Source organism: Micromonospora sp. WMMD956 (assembly GCF_029626125.1).
Lineage (GTDB): Bacteria > Actinomycetota > Actinomycetes > Mycobacteriales > Micromonosporaceae > Micromonospora > Micromonospora carbonacea.
In genome coordinates, this window is record NZ_JARUBI010000005.1 from 4,954,409 (window position 1) to 4,970,100 (window position 15,692).

A 15,692-nucleotide genomic window follows, 5' to 3' on the forward strand; every position below is an offset into this window, starting at 1 on the left:
GCCTCTCGCCGTCGTCAGTCGGTGAAGATCGACTTCTTCTGGTTCTCGATGCTGGTGAGCAGCCCGCTGATGTCCTTCGGGTCCTTGATGAACTGCTGGAGCGCCGGGATCATCACGGTGGAGGCGAAGTCGGGCCGGGTGTCCCGGTCGAGGAACTGGGCGATCTCGGTGGCCGAGCCGACCAGCTCGGCGGCCTTCTTCTGCAACGCGGTGTAGCCGCTGACGTCGGCACCACTGTTGGCGACGAGCGTGTTCGGGTCGTTCTTGACGGTGACGTCGGCGGCGTCCTTCGAGCCGAGGTACTCCATCAGCTTCTTCGCGTTGGCCGCGGACTTCGGCTTGCGGGCCATCATGTAGCCGTCGATCGGCGCGTCCAGGGCCTTGGCCCCGATCGCCGGGTCGATCTCGGGGAAGGTGAAGAAGTCGAGGTCGTCCTGCTCGTCATCGTTGAACTGCTGGCCCACGAAGAGGCCGAGGAGGTACATGCCGGACTTCTTCTGCTGCAACGACTGGGCCGCCTCCTGCCACGTCCGGCCGAGGCTGTCGGCCTGGTGCAGCGGCAGCAGCCCCGCCCAGGTGTCGAAGACCTTCTTCACTTTGTCGGAGGTCCACGCCTCCTTGCCGGCCATCAGGTCGATGTGGAACTGGTAGCCGTTGATCCGCAGGTTGAGGATGTCGAAGGTGCCCATCGCCGGCCAGCCGTCCTTGTCGCCGAAGGCGATCGGGTTGAGGCCGTCCCGCTTCATCTGCGCGCCGAGGGCGTTCAGCTCGTCCAGGGTCTTCGGCACCTGGTAGCCGCGCTGCTGCCACACCGACTTGCGGTAGAACATCGCCCACGGGTAGTACGACGCCGGCACGAAGTACTGCTTGCCGTCGTCGCCGGTCGACGCCTTCTTGAACGCGTCGGAGTAGCCGGAGAGCTTGCCCCACACGTCGCTGACGTCGCCGGCCAGGCCCTTCGACGCGAAGAACCGCATGCGGTAGCCGGCGAACCAGGTGTAGACGTCGTCCGGCTTGCCCTGGAGGTAGTTGTTGATGTTCTCCTGGAACGTGTTGTGGTCGACCGTGTTGATCGCGACCTCGACGCCGGAGGCGGTCTGGAACCCGGCCATGACCTTGGCGATCACGTCCTTGGGCTTGGGGTCGGACTGGTTCGAGCCGAGCGACACCGTCTTCGACTCCGCCCCGCCGGACTCGGAGTCCGAGCCGCAGCCGGCGAGCAGGCCGGTGCCGAGCAGGGCGCCCGTGCCGGCCGCGCCGGCCAGCAGGGAGCGCCGGCGCAGGCCGGCGACGGACGGGGGTACGAGCCGGGCGAGGTACTCGGCCTGGGTGCGGGGACGGGACATGGTGCCTCCTGCGGCTGAGAAGGGGTGCGGCACCCGGGGGTGGGGTGGTGGGGGTGGTGGGTGATCGGCGTTCGGGAATGCCACAGCGGATCCACCGTGAACCCACATCAGCGAACACGAACGGCCATAGGGGCCTCAAGCTACTCGTCCGTCGGGCGCTGTCAAGGGTCGATCTGTCGATCGAAACCGCGCTGTGACAAGGGGATCGACGCGGTAAACGTTGTAAAGAAGCCCGATGTTGAAAAGTGTTGACTTGGGTGTGCTGCGCGGGCACGCTGTGCCCTCATGCGGGATCGACACGACACCGGCGGGCAGCGCGACACCGGCGGGCAGGGCGACGGCTGGCAGGGCGACGGCATCTACTACGGCGCCGACTACAACCCCGAGCAGTGGCCCGAGCAGACCTGGGCCGAGGACGTGGAGCTCATGCGCCGCGCCGGGGTCAACCTGGTCTCCGTCGGCATCTTCTCCTGGGCCCTGCTGGAGCCCACCCCCGGCACCTACGACTTCGGCTGGCTCGACCGCGCCCTCGACACCCTGCACGCCGGGGGGATCTCGGTCGACCTCGCCACCGCCACCGCCAGCCCGCCGCCGTGGCTGGCCCACGCCCACCCCGAGACGCTGCCCCGCCGCGCCGACGGCACCGTGCTGTGGCCGGGCGGCCGGCAGGCGTACTGCCCCAGCTCGCCGGTGTTCCGCGAGCGTTCGCTCGCCCTCGTCGAGGCCGTCGCCACCCGCTACGCCGACCACCCCGCCGTCGTCATGTGGCACGTCTCCAACGAGCTGGGCTGCCACAACGTGCACTGCTACTGCGACGTCAGCGCGGCGGCGTTCCGGGGCTGGCTGCGCGAGCGCTACGGCGACCTCGACGCCCTCAACGAGGCGTGGGGCACCCTCTTCTGGAGCCAGCGCTACGGCGACTGGGCCGAGATCAACCCGCCGCGCGCCGCGCCGACCTTCGCCAACCCCACCCAGCAGCTCGACTTCCTGCGCTTCTCCTCAGACGAGCAGCGCGCCCAGCTACGCGCCGAACGCGACCTGCTCAAGCGGCTCGTCGCCCAGCCCGTCACCACCAACTTCATGGTGGGCATGAGCAAGCACATGGACTACTACTCCTGGGTCGCCGACGTGGACCTGGTCGCCACCGACCACTACCTCTCGGCCGCCGACCCGCTCTCGCACGTCGGCCTGGCGCTGGCGGCCGACCACACCCGGGGCGTCGCCGGCGGCGCGCCGTGGCTGCTCATGGAGCACTCCACCAGCGCCGTCAACTGGCAGCCCCGCAACGTGGCGAAGGCGCCCGGGCAGCTACGCCGCAACAGCCTCGCCCACGTCGCCCGGGGCGCCGACGGGGTGCTGTTCTTCCAGTGGCGGGCCTCCCGGGCCGGTGCGGAGAAGTACCATTCGGCACTCGTCCCGCACGCCGGGGCGGACACCAAGGTCTTCCGCGAGGTGTGCGGGCTCGGCGCCGACCTGAAGGCCCTCGCCGAGGTACGCGGCAGCCGCGTCGACGCCGACGTGGCGATCCTGTTCGACTACGAGGCGTGGTGGGGCGTCGAGCTGGACTCCCACCCCAGCGTCGACGTCACGTACGCCGACCGGCTCACCGCCCTGCACGGCGCGCTCTGGCGGGCCGGCGTCACCGCCGACGTGGTGCACCCGTCGACCGACCTGTCCCGATACCGCCTGGTGCTGGTGCCGACGCTCTACCTCGTCCGCGACGCCGACGCCGAGGCCCTGCGCCGGTGGGTCGCCGCCGGCGGCACCGCCCTGGTGACCTACTTCAGCGGCATCGTCGACGAGCACGACCACGTCCGGCTCGGCGGCTACCCCGGCGCGTTCCGGGAACTGCTCGGCATCCGCACCGAGGAGTTCTTCCCGCTGCGCGAGGGCGAGCGGGTCACCCTCGACGACGGCTCCGCCGCCGACGTGTGGACGGAGTGGCTGCACCCGGCCGGCGCGCAGGTCGTCGCCGCGTACGCCGACGGGCCCCTGCCCGGGGTCCCGGCGCTGACCCGGCACGCCGTCGGCGCGGGCGCGGCCTGGTACGCGGCCACCCGGCTCGACGACGCCGCAACCGACCGCCTGGTGGCCCGGCTGCTGGCCGAGGCCGGCGTCCGGCCGGCCGCCGACGCCCCGCCCGGCGTGGAGGTGGTCCGCCGCCGCGGCGACGGGCGGAGCTGGCTGTTCGTCGTCAACCACACCGACCGTCCGGCGCGGATCGCCGCCACCGGCACCGAGCTGCTCGCGAGCGTCCGCTGTGCCGGGGAGCTGGAGGTCGCCCCGGGCGAGGTGGCCGTGGTCCGGGAGGAGGAGTCCGATGCTCGCCCAGCAACGGCAGAGCGCCATCCTTGAGCTGATCCGGCAGCGCGGCGGGGTGCGGGTCAGCCACCTGGTGACCCGCTTCGGCGTCTCCGACATGACCATCCGCCGCGACCTAGAGGTCCTCGCCGAACGCGGGCTGATCGACAAGGTGCACGGCGGGGCGACCTTGGCCGGGCCGGGCTCGGCCGAGGAGCCCGGCTTCGCCGCGAAGTCGATCCGCCAGCGCGACGAGAAGCGGGCCATCGCCGCGCGGGCCGCCACCCTCGTCGAGCCCGGCATGGCGATCGCGCTCTCCGCCGGCACCACCACGGCCGCCCTGGCCACCCTGCTCGCCGACGTGCGCGGGCTGACCGTGGTGACCAACTCGATCCCCGTCGCCGACGCGCTCTACGCCGACCCGCGCGCCGACCGCACGGTCGTGCTCACCGGCGGCATCCGCACCCCGTCGGACGCGCTCACCGGGCCGGTGGCCGAGGCCGCCGTGAGCACGCTCAACGTCGACGTGCTCTTCCTCGGGGTGCACGGGATGAGCCCGCGCACCGGCTTCACCACCCCCAACCTGCTGGAGGCCGGCATCAACCGGCGGTTGGTGCACGCCGCCCGGCGGCTGGTGGTGCTGGCCGACCACACCAAGTGGGAGACTATCGGCATCGCCACCATCGCCCCGCTCGCCGACGCGGACGTGCTGATCACCGACGCGGGGCTCGACCCGGCGGCCCGTGCCCCGCTCGCCGAGCAGGTGGGCGACCTGGTCGTGGTGGAGGTGTAAGGAAGGGCCCCCTGTTAACGCATACGGTAGAGAAGGGTCCCCTTCTCACGCCCGCCGACGCCGCCGAGCACGCCGAGCAGGGCACGGTGTGTTCCCAGGCACCTCACAGCGGTGTTGGCTAGGGTCGGTGGCGTGAGCTGCGACGCTCCAGGGTGGAGCGCGCACCTGCGGGAGTGGCGATGGTCTTCAAGAAGATGTTGAGCGCGTTCGGGGTGGGCGGTCCGACCGTGGACACCGTTCTCGCGAACCCGAACACCCGGCCCGGTCTGGCCCTCGACGGCCGGGTCAACCTGGTCGGCGGGGAGGCCCCGGCCGCCATCGAGCAGATCGCCGTCGGCCTGGTCACCCGTGTCGAGATCGAGAGCGGCGACAGCGAGTACGCGGGCATCATGGAGTTCCACCGGATGCCGGTCAGTGGGGCCTTCGAGCTGGCCCCGAAGCAGCAGCTGTCGATCCCGTTCCAGCTCCCGGTGCCGTGGGAGACCCCGATCACCGACGTGTACGGCCAGCGTCTGCACGGCATGACCATGGGGCTGCGCACCGAGGTGGCGGTGGCCCGGGCCGTCGACAAGAGCGACCTCGACCAGGTGGCGGTGCACCCGCTGCCGGTGCAGGAGCGGATCCTGGAGGCGTTCGCCCGGCTCGGCTTCCGGTTCAAGGGCGCCGACCTGGAGCGCGGCCACATCCGGGGGGTGCAGCAGACGCTGCCCTTCTACCAGGAGATCGAATACTTCGCGGCCCCGCAGTACGCGCAGGTCATCAACGAGGTCGAGCTGACGTTCGTCACCAGCCAGCAGGGCATCGACGTGATCCTGGAGTGCGACAAGCGGGGCGGCTTCCTCAGCGCCGGCCACGACGTCTTCGGGCGCTACACGGTCTCGCACGCCGACGCCGACCGCGTCGACTGGGCGCAGGTGGTCGACGGCTGGCTGAAGGAGACCACGTCGCGCTACGGCGGCCTACGCGCCCAGGGCTTCGGGGCCCCGCAGGGCTACCCGCCGCAGCACGGCTACCCGATGCAACCTGGCTACCCGATGCAGCACGGCCACGGTCGCGGCCACGGCCGGGGTCCCGGGATGGGCGGGATCGTCGCCGGGGCGGCGCTCGGCGCGGTCGGCGGGATGGTCGCCGGCGAGATGATCGAGGACGCCGTCGAGGGCGACTTCGCCGAGGACTGGGGCTTCGGCGAGGAGTAGTCCGGCACGTACGCGAAGAAACGCGACGGTGGCCCGCCGGGAATCCCGGCGGGCCACCGTGCTGCTCGGAGCTGGTCCGGCGTCAGTGCCGGGCCTTGCGCTCCGCGCCGCTGCGGAAGTTGCTGCCGGCCTTGGCCAGGCCCCGGCTGCCGAGGTAGCCGATGGTCAGCAGCGTGATGAAGAACCATGCCTGCGGCGCGCGGAAGATGTCTACGCCGACCGAGTTCTTGCCGACCAGGTACGACGCGGCGAGCACGCCGATCACGGAGGCGACGTAGACCCAGAACTCCGTGGTCATGAAGGCCTGCTTGGTCTCCGTGCCCGGTGCCATCATCGGCTCCCGGTGCCCGTCGTGCATCATCGGCATCGGCCGGGTGGGCGCCTCCTGCATCGCGCGGTTCGGCATGTCGTTCATCGCCCGGTTCGGGGCTTCCTGCGTGCGGTTCATCGGCCTGGTGGATGCAGCCTGCGTGCTCATCTTGTCCTCCTCAGGATGCGATGAGTCCTTACTGCGCTCCCTCGCCCCGCTACCGCGTTTCGGCCACGGCACGGTTGACGTTCGTGGCGGGGGCACCCCCCGACTACCCGGCTCCCCGGCGAGGTAACACCCTCCTGTCGCCGGATAGCAGCAGCTCGGGGCGGGTGCGGGCGGCCGGGCTGGGCGGCGGGCGGAGCAAGCGGACCGGGCGGTGCGGGTGGGCCGGGCGGTGCGGTCGCGCGGCCGGGGCGCGCGGCGCAGGCACGTTTGGTCGCCCCCCGGCCGGGCACGCAGCACGATTCCGACACTTCTGCGAGGTGATGGACGTGCGTGAGGACGACACGATGCGGGAGTCCGCCCGCAAGGCCGAGGAACGGATCGCCGGCGGCGTCTACGGCGAGGGGGCCCTCGACGAGGTCACCGTGCCGCAGACCGACGTGCAGCGGGTCATTCAGGACGAGGACCCGGACGACCCGGCGCACGTCCGGATCGACCCGGCGGTGCTGCGCGACGGCGGCCCCACCCGGGGCCAGGGCGCGGTCACCACGACCGGCGGCACGGCCGGGCCGGCGAGCGTCCGCCGGGTGGCCCGGCAGCCGGAGCGGCACCCGGGGGAGGTCGCGCCGACCACCACGGGCGACGCGACCACGGGCGGGCTGAGCACCCCGGCGGGCGGCGCGACCAGCGACCAGTCCAGCAGCGCCAGCCAGGTCGGCAACTTCACCGAGGACTGACCGGCCGCCAGCGAGACCAGACCTTGGACGGTTGCCGTCCACAGCAGACGGCAACCGTCCAGGATTCCGGTAGCCAGGGCGGGTCAGGTGAAGCGGAGGACGCCGAGGCGCTGGGTGGCGCGGGTCAGCGCGACGTAGAGGTCGCTGTGCCCGCGCGGCGACTCCGCGACGATCCCGTCCGGGTCGACCACCAGGACGGTGTCGAACTCCAGCCCCTTGGCCTGGGCCACCGTCAGCAGCACCACCCGGCTCTCCAACTCCGGGTGGTCGCCGACGGCCGCCTCGGGCAGGACCGCCAGCAGCGCCGCGCCCAGCGCGTCGACCCGGCCGGCGGGCACGATCACCCCGAGCCGCCCGTCGGTCAGGTCGGCCGCCTCGGCGACGGCGGCGTCGGCCAGCTCGCCGGCCAGCCGGCCCCCGTCGACCGCGCGTTCCCACGGCGGCACCCCGCTGCGCCGCACCGAGCGGGGCGGGCGCAGGTGCGGGTCGATCTCGGCCAGCACCCCGGCCGCCACCGACATGATCTCGGCGGGGGTGCGGTAGCTGACCGTCAGCTCCTCCAGCCGCCACCGCTGCGCCACGTACGGCTCCAGCGCCTCGCCCCACGACGGGGTGCCGGCGAGCGCGCCGGTCTGCGCCACGTCCCCGACGATCGTCATGGACCGGCTGGGACAGCGGCGCATCAGCAGCCGCCAGGCCATCGGCGACAGCTCCTGCGCCTCGTCGACGATGACGTGCCCGAACGCCCAGCTCCGGTCGGCGGCGGCCCGCTGGGCGGTGGTCAGCCCGTCGCTGGACTCCTGCCGCTCCAGCAGCCGGTCGGCGTCCAGCAGGTCGGCCACCCCGAGGATCTCGCCGCCCTCCGCCTCGTCCTCCACGTCGATCGACCGGGAGCCCCGGGCGATCTCCAGCACGCCCTCGGCGTACTCGCGTTGCAGGGCGCGCAGGCGGGCCCGGCGGGCCTCGGCGGCCCGGTCGTCCTCGCCGAGCAGCTCGGCGGCCTCGTCCAGCAGCGGCACGTCTGCCGGCGTCCAGCCGCCCGGCTCGCGGCGCAGCGCCGCCCGGTCGGCGTCGGTCCAGCCGGGCGTGGCGGCGGCGATGCGGTCCGGGTCGGCGTACAGGTCGGCGAGCAGGCGCTGCGGGGTGAGCACCGGCCAGAGCTGGTCCAGCGCGGCCCGCACCCCTGGCTCCTCGCGCAGCTCCCGGCGGATCTCCGCGACGTCGGCCTCCTCCAGGAGGTTGGCCCCGCCGAGCGGGTCCGCGCCGATGCGCTCGGCGACCTGGGCGGCGAGGGCGTGCACGACCTCGACGTCGAAGACCGCGCGGGCCAGGTTGTGCGGCCGCCCGGAGCGGCGGGCCCGGTCCCGGGCGGTCCGCACGGTCTCCGGGGCCAGCGGCAGCACCTCCCGCTCGACCTCGATCTCCAGCGGCTCGTCGGGCACCCACTGCCGGTCCCGCACGGCCGCGGCCAGCACCTGCGTCATCTCCGCCCGGCCCTTGAGCGCCGCCGTGGCCGCCGGCTCCGCCCGGCGGGCGCTGACGCCGGGGAACAGGTCCCCGGGGGTACGCAGCAGCACGCCCGTCTCGGCCAGCGCCGGCAGCACCTGGGAGATGTAGCGCAGGAACGTCTCGTTCGGGCCGACCAGCAGCACGCCCCGGGTGGCCAGCTCCCGCCGGTGGGTGTAGAGCAGGTACGCCGCCCGGTGCAGGGCGACGGCGGTCTTGCCGGTGCCGGGGCCGCCCTGCACGACCAGGGTCCCGGGCAGGTCGGCGCGGATGATCCGGTCCTGCTCGGCCTGGATCGTCTCGACGATGTCGCGCATCCGGCCGGTGCGCCCGGCGTTGAGCGCGGCGAGCAGGGACGCCTCGCCGGTCAGCTCCTCGTGGGCGGTGGGGGAGGCGGTGGCGAGGTCGAGCACCTCGTCGTTGAGGGCGACCACCTTCCGCTGCCGGGTACGCAGGTGCCGGCGTCGCCGCACGCCCTGCGGGTTGGCGGCGGTGGCCAGGTAGAAGGCGCGGGCGGCCGGGGCCCGCCAGTCCATCAGCAACGGGTCGTAGTCGCCGCTGGTGTCGAAGATCCCGATCCGGCCGATGTAGCGGCGGGCGTCGTCGTCGGTGTCCAGCCGGCCGAAGCACAGCCCGTTCTCCACGGCGGAGTACTGCTCGACCTGCTCGGCGTACATCTTCACGGCGCTGTCGCGCTGGGACCGGGCCTGCTGGGTGCCGCCGCCGGCGCGGAGCTGTTCGGCGAGCCGCCGGGCGGACTGTTCCCGCAGGCCGTCCAGCCGGTCGTAGAGCATGGAGACGTATTCCTGCTCGTGGCCGATCTCGTCGGCGTGCCCGTTCTGGTCGTCGTTGCGCAGCTCGTCGGGACCCGCGGAGTGCCTTGACAAGCCTTCTCCCTAATAATTAGAATTGCGTCAGGAACGGCATTCTGCACGCCGTTCCTTTTTTGTGCCTGAATTGCCAAAGATACCGCGCGGCGACCCCCCGGCCAAGCGATCGGGGCGGCGCTGCGCCACGGGTCGGGACGGAGTCGCGCGCATGCTGCTGGGTGCCGGTCAACGGGTCGTGTTCATCGGGGACAGCATCACCGACTGCGGCCGGCGCGACCACGCCGCCCCCTACGGCGACGGCTACCTGAGCCTGGTCCGCGCGTTCGTCGACGCCCGCTACCCGGAGCGCGAGCTGACCTGGGTCAACCGGGGCGTCGGCGGCGACACGGTGCGCGACCTCGCCGCCCGCTGGGACGCCGACGCCATCGCCGAGCGCCCCGACTGGCTCTGCGTGATGGTCGGCATCAACGACATCTGGCGCGCGTTCAGCCCCGGCCAGGAGGCCGAGGCCGTGCCGATCGACGAATACGAGCGCACCCTGCGCGCCCTGCTGCGCCGCGCCGTGACCGCCACCGGTTGCCGGCTGGTGCTGGCCGACCCGTTCCTCATCGAGGCCGACGTCGACGAGCCGCAGCGCGCCGAGACCGATCGCTACGCGGCGGTGGTGGCCGCCGTCGCCAAGGACTTCGAGGCCGTGCACGTCGCCACCCAGGCGGCCTTCGACCGGGTGCTGGCGCACAGCCCGTCGAGCCGCTGGGCCGACGACCGGGTCCACCCGGGACTGCCGGGCCACGCGGTGATCGCGGACGCCTTCCTGGCCGCCTTCGACGCCTGACCCCGCCTGACCCGCTGCACCGACCCGCTGCCCCGGTCCCGGCCGGGGCGGGGCGGGCGGTCAGCGGCGGCTGGTGCAGACCTGACGGCTGCGGCCGACCGTCTCCGCCGACCACACCACCGCCACCGTGAAGCAGTAGTCGTCGGCGCGGTCCAGCCCGTACACGAGGAAGCTCGTGGTGCCCGCCGGCAGCGTCTCGAACGCGCTCGGCTGCCGCCCGGAGGGCGCACCGGCGAGCACGACGGGCCCGCTGGCCCCGGCCGGGTACGTCCAGCGCAGCGCGATGTTCTCCCGGTTGTCCCGCAGGCTCACCCCGCCCGGCGGGCTGCCGGGGGAGGCGGCGGCCCGGGGGCTGGCCGACCGGCTGCCGGACGGCTTCGCGCCGGGGGACCGGCCCGAGGGCCCCGCGCCGGACGGGTCGGGCTCCGGCGGGGGGCTCGCCGAGGGCGACGGGCCGGGCGCGGGATCCGTGCCGCCGACCCGGGCCACCCCGGCCACCACCGCCGCCGTGCCCAGCACCACCACGGTCACCCCGGCGAGCACCACGAGGGGGGTCAGCCGGCGCGGCGGGGGCGCGGGCGGGCGGGGGACCAGCACGGGGAGGAGCCGGGCGCGGTCCTGCGCGGGCGGGGGCGGGCCCACGGCGCGTACCCCGGCGGCGGGGGCGTCGACGCCCATGCCGGCGAGGCCGAGCACCGCGGGCGGCACCGGGCCCTCCGCCGGCCGGGGCTCCTGCGGCCACCGGTCGTCCCGCTCGGCCGGCCACCGGTCGTCCCGCTCGGCGTGGGCCGGCCCCGGATCGGCGTACGCCGGCTCGGGGCGGGCGTGCTGCCGGATCCACGGGTCGTCGTCGGCCCAGGGCCGGCCCTCGCCGCCCGCCCGGCGGTCGTCGTCCGGGGGGAGCCGGGGGGCGGGCACCACGGGCGGGGCCGGCTGCTCCTGCGCGGGCCACTCCTGCTCCGCCGGCCACTCCTGTTCCGTCGGCCACGCCGACCGGTACGCCGGGACGTCGTCGTCGGCCGGGTGGGGTTCGTCGTAGGACGGCCACGTGGCGCTGGGGCGGGGCTCCTCGGGGGGCGGCCACGCCGGCTCGTACGTCGGGGGGCCTTCGGCGGCCGTCGCCTCGCGGGCCGCCGGCACCGTGGGCGCGACGGGCGGCTCGGGCTCGGCGGTCGGGGCCTCCCGCTCGACGACGGGCGCGCGCCCGCAGACGTGGCCGGGGTTGGCCGCCGCCCGGGCCAGCGCCGACACCTGAGCGGCGAGGGGGTCGTCGGCGGCGAGGTGCTGCCGGCACAGCTCCCGGGCCAGGGCCAGGGTGTCGTGGGAGTCGGCGAACTCCCCGCAGTCGCGCTGCATCGAGCCGAGCCGGGCCAGCATCTTGATGCCGCTGGGGTGCCCGTCGCCGTAGACCTCGCGGTGCAGCTCCCAGGCGTCCTGGAGGCGCTCGCGGGCCACCTCGCACTGACCCCGCGCGTATTCCACAGTGGCCAGGTCGGCGTGCGCGGCCAGCACCCGCAGCGACTCGGGCCCGTCGGACGCGGTCAGCTCGATGATGACGTCGGAGTAGAGCCGGGCGGCGCGGGCGTAGCTGCCGACCCGGTGCAGCACCGCCGCGAGGGTGGCCGCCGCCGCCACGGTGCGCGGGTCGTCGCGGCCGTGCAGCCGGGTCGCCGCCGCGTACGCGAAGGCGGCCCAGCCGCGCGCGGAGTGCGGCTCGCCCAGCGCGACCAGGACGCGGGCCTGGAGGCCGGCGGCCTCGGCCAGCTCGGGCGAGGCGTGGTCGGGGCGGGGGTCGGCGTCGCGCAGCGCATCGGAGAGCAACTGTTGCGCGCCGGCCAGGTCGCCGGCGGACACCAGCTGGTGCGCCTGGCCGGTCAATTCACCGAAGGCGGGGGACACGCCCCATCGTGGCCGCACCGCGACAATAAGTACAACCCCCCGAGGATCGCGATTCGGTCATCATCCGGTCATCATCCGGTCAGGTGGTCCAGCATCGTCTCGCTGATGCGGCGCAGTTGGTCGACCTGGGCGGGGCTGAGCGCGTCGAAGAGGTGCCGGCGCACCCCCTCGACGTGGCCGGGCGCGGCGGCGGCCAGCGTGGCGAACCCGGCGTCGGTGAGCACGGCGATCTGCCCGCGCCGGTCGGTGGGGCAGTCCTCGCGCCGGATCCAGCCGGACGCCTCCAGCCGCGCGGCGGCGTGCGAGAGCCGGCTGCGGGAGGAGCCGGTGGCGTCGGCCAGCTCGCTCATCCGCAGCCGCCGGTCGGGGGCCTCGGAGAGCCGGACCAGGATCTCGTAGTAGGCGTGCGGCATGCCGGCGTCGCGTTGCAGCTCGCGGTCGAGCTTCTCCATCAGCGCCCGCGAGGCGGCCAGGTACGCCCGCCAGGTGCGTTGCTCGTCGGGGTTCAGCCAGCGGGTCATGACCACCATCATAGTGGCTATTGTTGAACGCTCAACTAAACCGCGCTACGGTGGGGTCATGGGAATCCACCGCCTCAACCACGCCGTCCTCTACGTCAGCGACCTGGAGCGCAGCGTCGCCTTCTACCGCGACGTCCTCGGCTTCCGGGCCATCCCGATGACCCCGGACGGGTTCCGGGGCGCGGCCTTCCTCCAGGCCCCCGGCTCCACCAACGACCACGACCTCGGCCTGTTCGAGATCGGCCGGGCCGCCGGGCGCTCCACCGCCGGCCGGGCCACCGTCGGCCTCTACCACCTGGCCTGGGAGGTCGACACCCTCGACGAGCTGGCCGTCACCGCCCAGCGGCTCGCCGCCGCCGGCGCCCTGGCCGGCAGCTCCGACCACGGCACCACCAAGAGCCTCTACGGCAAGGACCCCGACGGGCTGGAGTTCGAGATCGTCTGGCTGGTGCCGGCCGACCTCCTCGACGACGCCGCGCTCACCGCCCGCAAGCGGATCGGCCGCCTCGACCTCGACCGCGAGCGGCAGCGCTACGGCGGGCAGACCCGGGGCGGCGTCGGGATCTCCGTCCCGGCCTGACCGGCGCGCAGACCCGGGGATCGCCGCGCACCGGCGACGGACGGTGCGGTAGAACGGCAGGATGCCGACCGACGCCGTCCTCCGCGAGCTGCTCGTCCGACAGCTCGACGCCTGGTTGCCCGCAGCGCTGCACCGCTCGCGGCGGGCCACCCTCGCCCTGGCGTACGCCGGGACCGACGCCGGTGGCGCGGACGCCGCGCTGCGGGTGGTGGGGGAGCACGCCGACCGGCTGCGCGGGTTCCGGCTGACCGTCCTGGTGCTCGCCGCCGGCGACGAGACCCTCCCGGCCCGCCTCGGCGCGGTCGAGGCGACGCTGCCCGCCGAGGTGGCCGTGCACGTGGTGCCCGGCGACCCGGCGCGGCTGCCGGTGGCCCTGAAGGCGGCCGGCGCGGCCGGCGCGCCGCTGCTGACCCTGGCCCACGGCGCGGCCGGCACGCCGGCGCTGCTGGCCGCCGCCCGGTCCGGCCGCCCGGCCGACCTGCTGCTGGCGACCGCGCCCGGCGCGCCCCTGCGCCCGGCGCTGGACGCCGCCGGCTTCCCGCTGGTGGCCGAGGTCGACCTGCTGGCCGACCCGGTGCCCGCGGGTCGGGGCGAGGCGGGCTCCCGCGACGACGCGGGGCTGCGGCTGGCGTTCGCGACCGGGTCGGACCGCAGCCTCCAGGCGTTCAAGGACGCCCTGTGGGCCGTCGACGGGCCCGCCGGCGTCCGTTACCGCGACCCGGCCGACCCGCAGGGGCGGGCCGTCGACGTCGCGCCGGAGGCGGACCCGGGCCCGCTGGCCCGCGAGCTCCTCGCCGAGCTGGCCCGCCGTGGCCCCCGCACGGTGACCGAGCTGCGCCGGTTCGCCCTCACCACGACCCTCTACCGGGCGGCGGACGCCACCCGGGCGCTGGCCGACCTGCTCGATGCGGGCGCGGTGGCCCGCGACCCGGAGCACGGCAGGCTCGGCGGGGACGTGCTGATCAGCGCCGCCGGGCCTGGCGGGCCAACTGCCTGACCACGATGGACACCCCCGTGGTGACCACGCCGATGGTGAAGACCATCTGCACGCAGACCGCGACCCGGGCGAACTGGCCCTGCGCGTGCACGTCGCCGTAGCCGACGGTGGTGAGGGTGGCCAGCGTGAAATAGAGCGCGTCGATCCGGGTGGTCAGGTTGACGAACTCGCCCGGGGCGCTGCGGGCGATCACGTAGTCGGCGAGGGCGAACGCGAGCAGGCCCCCGATCAGGGCGACCGCGAGTTGCAGCAGCGAGCGGACCTGCACCTGCTCGGGGTCGTCGGCCACCGCGAGCTGCCGGCGCACCAGGCGGGTGACCAGCCACGCGTCGGCGGCCACCAGCGCGACCGTGGCGACGCTGCGCGCGGCCAGCCGCAGCCCGTTCGGGTCCTGCTCGACCGGCACCAGGAAGTAGGCCACCAGCAGCAGCAGGGCCGCCAGCGTCGCCACCCGGCGCTGACGCCTCGGCGACCCTTCCCCCGCGCGCCCCGGCGCCCCGTCCCCCGTCATGCGGCGATTCTCCGCCGCCCTCCCGGGCCCCGGCGGCGATTCGGCCAACCCGGCCCGCCGGCCGCGCGGGCCCGCCGGTGGAACGCAAAGCGGGGCGCCGGTGGGTCACCGGCGCCCCGTTCCACCCCGGGACGTCACGCCCGGGACTTGTCCTGCTTCCACGACAGCGGGCCGGGCAGGTCGACGCGGTGCGCCTTGGCGCGGGAGTTCCACGACCAACGACCGATCTTGATGCTCCAGGAGGAGAACCCGTTCTCGGTGAAGTTCAGGATGATCGGGCCGTACTTCTTGCGCTTGCGGAACATCAGACCCATCGCGGGCTCCCTTCGTGACCATTCCCTGCCGTGTCGGACTGGAACATGCCCGCAACGCCGATCCGGGAAACCCACGTCCGTCCGCACCGGACACCGCCGGGGCGCACCGGCCGGCAATGCATACTCAACAGATATGATTTCGGATCTTGTTTAGGCTGCGTGAAACGTATTCATGAGCTATGTGCTGCGGAAATCTCATTTGATGGAAGGGGCGTTGACCGGCCGTCGGCGGCGGCGGCACCATGGGGTCATGGCGCACCGGGACGAGCTCCTCCGCGAGCGGACAGACCGGCGGCCCCCCGCGCGGCGGCCGGCGTGACCACCATGGACGGGCGCGGGGCCACCGAGCTGCGCCCCATCGACACCGACCTGCTCGACGCCCTGCTGCACCCGCAGGCGGCCACGGTCGCCGTGGTCACCACGCCCGGCCGCCCCGCCCGCCGGGGCCGACCGGCGCTGCCCCCGGCCGGGTTCACGGCGGCCTCGTTCGCCGCCGTGTCGCTGGAGCCGCCGCTGGTCTCGTTCTGCCTCGCCTCGGCGACGGTGAGCTGGCCCGCCGTCGCGCGCGCCGAGCACGTGGCCGTGCACCTGTTCGCCTCCGGTCAGCAGGGCGCGGCCCGCGCCCTCGCCGCCGGCCGCCCCGACCGGTTCGCTGCGGGCCCCGGCTGGTCACCCGGCCCGTTCGGGGTGCCGCTGGTCGACGGCGCGCTCGCGGTGCTGCTCTGCCGTGTGGCGCACCGGGTGCCGGCGGGCGACCACGCCGTCGTCATCGCCGCGCCGCTGGCCCTCGGGGGCGGGCGGCACGGCGCTTCGTCGGCGCGCGACCGGGGCGCGTTCAGCGCGGCCTGACC

15 protein-coding genes are annotated in these 15,692 nt (G+C 74.3%); 8 read left to right on the forward strand and 7 right to left on the reverse strand.

Annotated features, from left to right (window positions below; translation table 11 throughout):
* Positions 1–14: 14 nt before the first annotated feature.
* On the reverse strand, positions 15–1,346 hold the full coding sequence (locus O7628_RS22370; RefSeq protein ID WP_278133352.1) for an ABC transporter substrate-binding protein: 1,332 nt from the start codon (positions 1,344–1,346) through the stop codon (positions 15–17).
* A gap of 285 nt (positions 1,347–1,631) precedes the next feature.
* On the opposite strand from O7628_RS22370, the gene O7628_RS22375 reads away from it, so the two are divergent.
* The 3 genes from O7628_RS22375 (at position 1,632) to O7628_RS22385 (ending at position 5,636) form a co-directional block, all read left to right on the forward strand.
* Positions 1,632–3,701: a beta-galactosidase gene (locus tag O7628_RS22375; RefSeq protein ID WP_278133354.1), complete on the forward strand. Its 2,070-nt coding sequence runs from the start codon at positions 1,632–1,634 to the stop codon at positions 3,699–3,701.
* The gene (locus tag O7628_RS22380; protein ID WP_178064013.1) at positions 3,667–4,440 is read left to right on the forward strand and encodes a DeoR/GlpR family DNA-binding transcription regulator; all 774 of its coding nucleotides are present in this window, start codon (positions 3,667–3,669) and stop codon (positions 4,438–4,440) included. The genes O7628_RS22375 and O7628_RS22380 overlap by 35 nt, the downstream gene beginning before the upstream one ends.
* A gap of 179 nt (positions 4,441–4,619) precedes the next feature.
* Positions 4,620–5,636: a sporulation protein gene (locus O7628_RS22385; RefSeq protein ID WP_278133357.1), complete on the forward strand. Its 1,017-nt coding sequence runs from the start codon at positions 4,620–4,622 to the stop codon at positions 5,634–5,636.
* An 82-nt stretch (positions 5,637–5,718) separates the two neighbouring features.
* Here the strand turns inward: O7628_RS22385 and O7628_RS22390 are convergent, their stop codons facing one another.
* Entirely contained in the window at positions 5,719–6,114 is a 396-nt protein-coding gene (locus O7628_RS22390; RefSeq protein ID WP_074479179.1) for a hypothetical protein, read from the reverse strand.
* A gap of 326 nt (positions 6,115–6,440) precedes the next feature.
* On the opposite strand from O7628_RS22390, the gene O7628_RS22395 reads away from it, so the two are divergent.
* Complete coding sequence (locus tag O7628_RS22395; protein WP_278133359.1) at positions 6,441–6,848, forward strand: hypothetical protein; 408 nt, start codon at positions 6,441–6,443, stop codon at positions 6,846–6,848.
* 83 nt (positions 6,849–6,931) lie between these two features.
* On the opposite strand, the gene O7628_RS22400 is transcribed toward O7628_RS22395, so the two are convergent.
* Positions 6,932–9,148, reverse strand: a complete 2,217-nt coding sequence (locus O7628_RS22400) for an ATP-binding domain-containing protein (protein ID WP_278136385.1) — start codon at positions 9,146–9,148, stop codon at positions 6,932–6,934.
* Between the two features lie 244 nt (positions 9,149–9,392).
* Between O7628_RS22400 and O7628_RS22405 the strand changes: the two genes are divergently transcribed.
* Positions 9,393–10,019, forward strand: a complete 627-nt coding sequence (locus tag O7628_RS22405) for an SGNH/GDSL hydrolase family protein (RefSeq protein WP_278133361.1) — start codon at positions 9,393–9,395, stop codon at positions 10,017–10,019.
* 60 nt (positions 10,020–10,079) lie between these two features.
* Here the strand turns inward: O7628_RS22405 and O7628_RS22410 are convergent, their stop codons facing one another.
* Both O7628_RS22410 and O7628_RS22415 read right to left on the reverse strand, forming a co-directional pair.
* Positions 10,080–11,918 carry a tetratricopeptide repeat protein gene (locus tag O7628_RS22410; RefSeq protein ID WP_278133362.1) on the reverse strand — a complete coding sequence of 613 codons (1,839 nt, stop codon included), beginning with the start codon at positions 11,916–11,918 and terminating at the stop codon, positions 10,080–10,082.
* Between the two features lie 71 nt (positions 11,919–11,989).
* A complete protein-coding gene (locus O7628_RS22415; RefSeq protein ID WP_074479201.1) occupies positions 11,990–12,448 on the reverse strand; it encodes a MarR family transcriptional regulator in 459 nt (152 codons plus the stop codon).
* Positions 12,449–12,497: 49 nt separating this feature from the next.
* On the opposite strand from O7628_RS22415, the gene O7628_RS22420 reads away from it, so the two are divergent.
* Both O7628_RS22420 and O7628_RS22425 read left to right on the forward strand, forming a co-directional pair.
* Positions 12,498–13,019, forward strand: coding sequence for a VOC family protein (locus tag O7628_RS22420; RefSeq protein WP_043962622.1), 522 nt, complete (start codon positions 12,498–12,500; stop codon positions 13,017–13,019).
* A 61-nt stretch (positions 13,020–13,080) separates the two neighbouring features.
* A complete protein-coding gene (locus O7628_RS22425) occupies positions 13,081–14,016 on the forward strand; it encodes a hypothetical protein (protein WP_278133365.1) in 936 nt (311 codons plus the stop codon).
* On the opposite strand, the gene O7628_RS22430 is transcribed toward O7628_RS22425, so the two are convergent.
* Positions 13,982–14,527: a potassium channel family protein gene (locus O7628_RS22430; protein ID WP_278133366.1), complete on the reverse strand. Its 546-nt coding sequence runs from the start codon at positions 14,525–14,527 to the stop codon at positions 13,982–13,984. The genes O7628_RS22425 and O7628_RS22430 overlap by 35 nt on opposite strands.
* A 134-nt stretch (positions 14,528–14,661) precedes the next feature.
* On the reverse strand, positions 14,662–14,841 hold the full coding sequence (locus O7628_RS22435) for a DUF4236 domain-containing protein (RefSeq protein ID WP_007075522.1): 180 nt from the start codon (positions 14,839–14,841) through the stop codon (positions 14,662–14,664).
* A gap of 324 nt (positions 14,842–15,165) precedes the next feature.
* On the opposite strand from O7628_RS22435, the gene O7628_RS22440 reads away from it, so the two are divergent.
* Positions 15,166–15,690, forward strand: coding sequence for a flavin reductase family protein (locus O7628_RS22440; RefSeq protein WP_347405243.1), 525 nt, complete (start codon positions 15,166–15,168; stop codon positions 15,688–15,690).
* The last annotated feature ends 2 nt before the right edge of the window (positions 15,691–15,692 follow it).

Bases quoted from the DNA above. Each gene is read 5' to 3' on its own strand.
- O7628_RS22415 (WP_074479201.1), bottom strand. From the start codon at position 12,448: ATGGTGGTCATGACCCGCTGGCTGAACCCCGACGAGCAACGCACCTGG.
- O7628_RS22420 (WP_043962622.1), top strand. From the start codon at position 12,498: ATGGGAATCCACCGCCTCAACCACGCCGTCCTCTACGTCAGCGACCTG.
- O7628_RS22405 (WP_278133361.1), top strand. From the start codon at position 9,393: ATGCTGCTGGGTGCCGGTCAACGGGTCGTGTTCATCGGGGACAGCATC.
- O7628_RS22380 (WP_178064013.1), top strand. From the start codon at position 3,667: ATGCTCGCCCAGCAACGGCAGAGCGCCATCCTTGAGCTGATCCGGCAG.
- O7628_RS22400 (WP_278136385.1), bottom strand. From the start codon at position 9,148: ATGCTCTACGACCGGCTGGACGGCCTGCGGGAACAGTCCGCCCGGCGG.
- O7628_RS22370 (WP_278133352.1), bottom strand. From the start codon at position 1,346: ATGTCCCGTCCCCGCACCCAGGCCGAGTACCTCGCCCGGCTCGTACCC.
- O7628_RS22440 (WP_347405243.1), top strand. From the start codon at position 15,166: ATGGACGGGCGCGGGGCCACCGAGCTGCGCCCCATCGACACCGACCTG.
- O7628_RS22375 (WP_278133354.1), top strand. From the start codon at position 1,632: ATGCGGGATCGACACGACACCGGCGGGCAGCGCGACACCGGCGGGCAG.
- O7628_RS22390 (WP_074479179.1), bottom strand. From the start codon at position 6,114: ATGAGCACGCAGGCTGCATCCACCAGGCCGATGAACCGCACGCAGGAA.
- O7628_RS22435 (WP_007075522.1), bottom strand. From the start codon at position 14,841: ATGGGTCTGATGTTCCGCAAGCGCAAGAAGTACGGCCCGATCATCCTG.
- O7628_RS22430 (WP_278133366.1), bottom strand. From the start codon at position 14,527: ATGACGGGGGACGGGGCGCCGGGGCGCGCGGGGGAAGGGTCGCCGAGG.
- O7628_RS22385 (WP_278133357.1), top strand. From the start codon at position 4,620: ATGGTCTTCAAGAAGATGTTGAGCGCGTTCGGGGTGGGCGGTCCGACC.
- O7628_RS22425 (WP_278133365.1), top strand. From the start codon at position 13,081: ATGCCGACCGACGCCGTCCTCCGCGAGCTGCTCGTCCGACAGCTCGAC.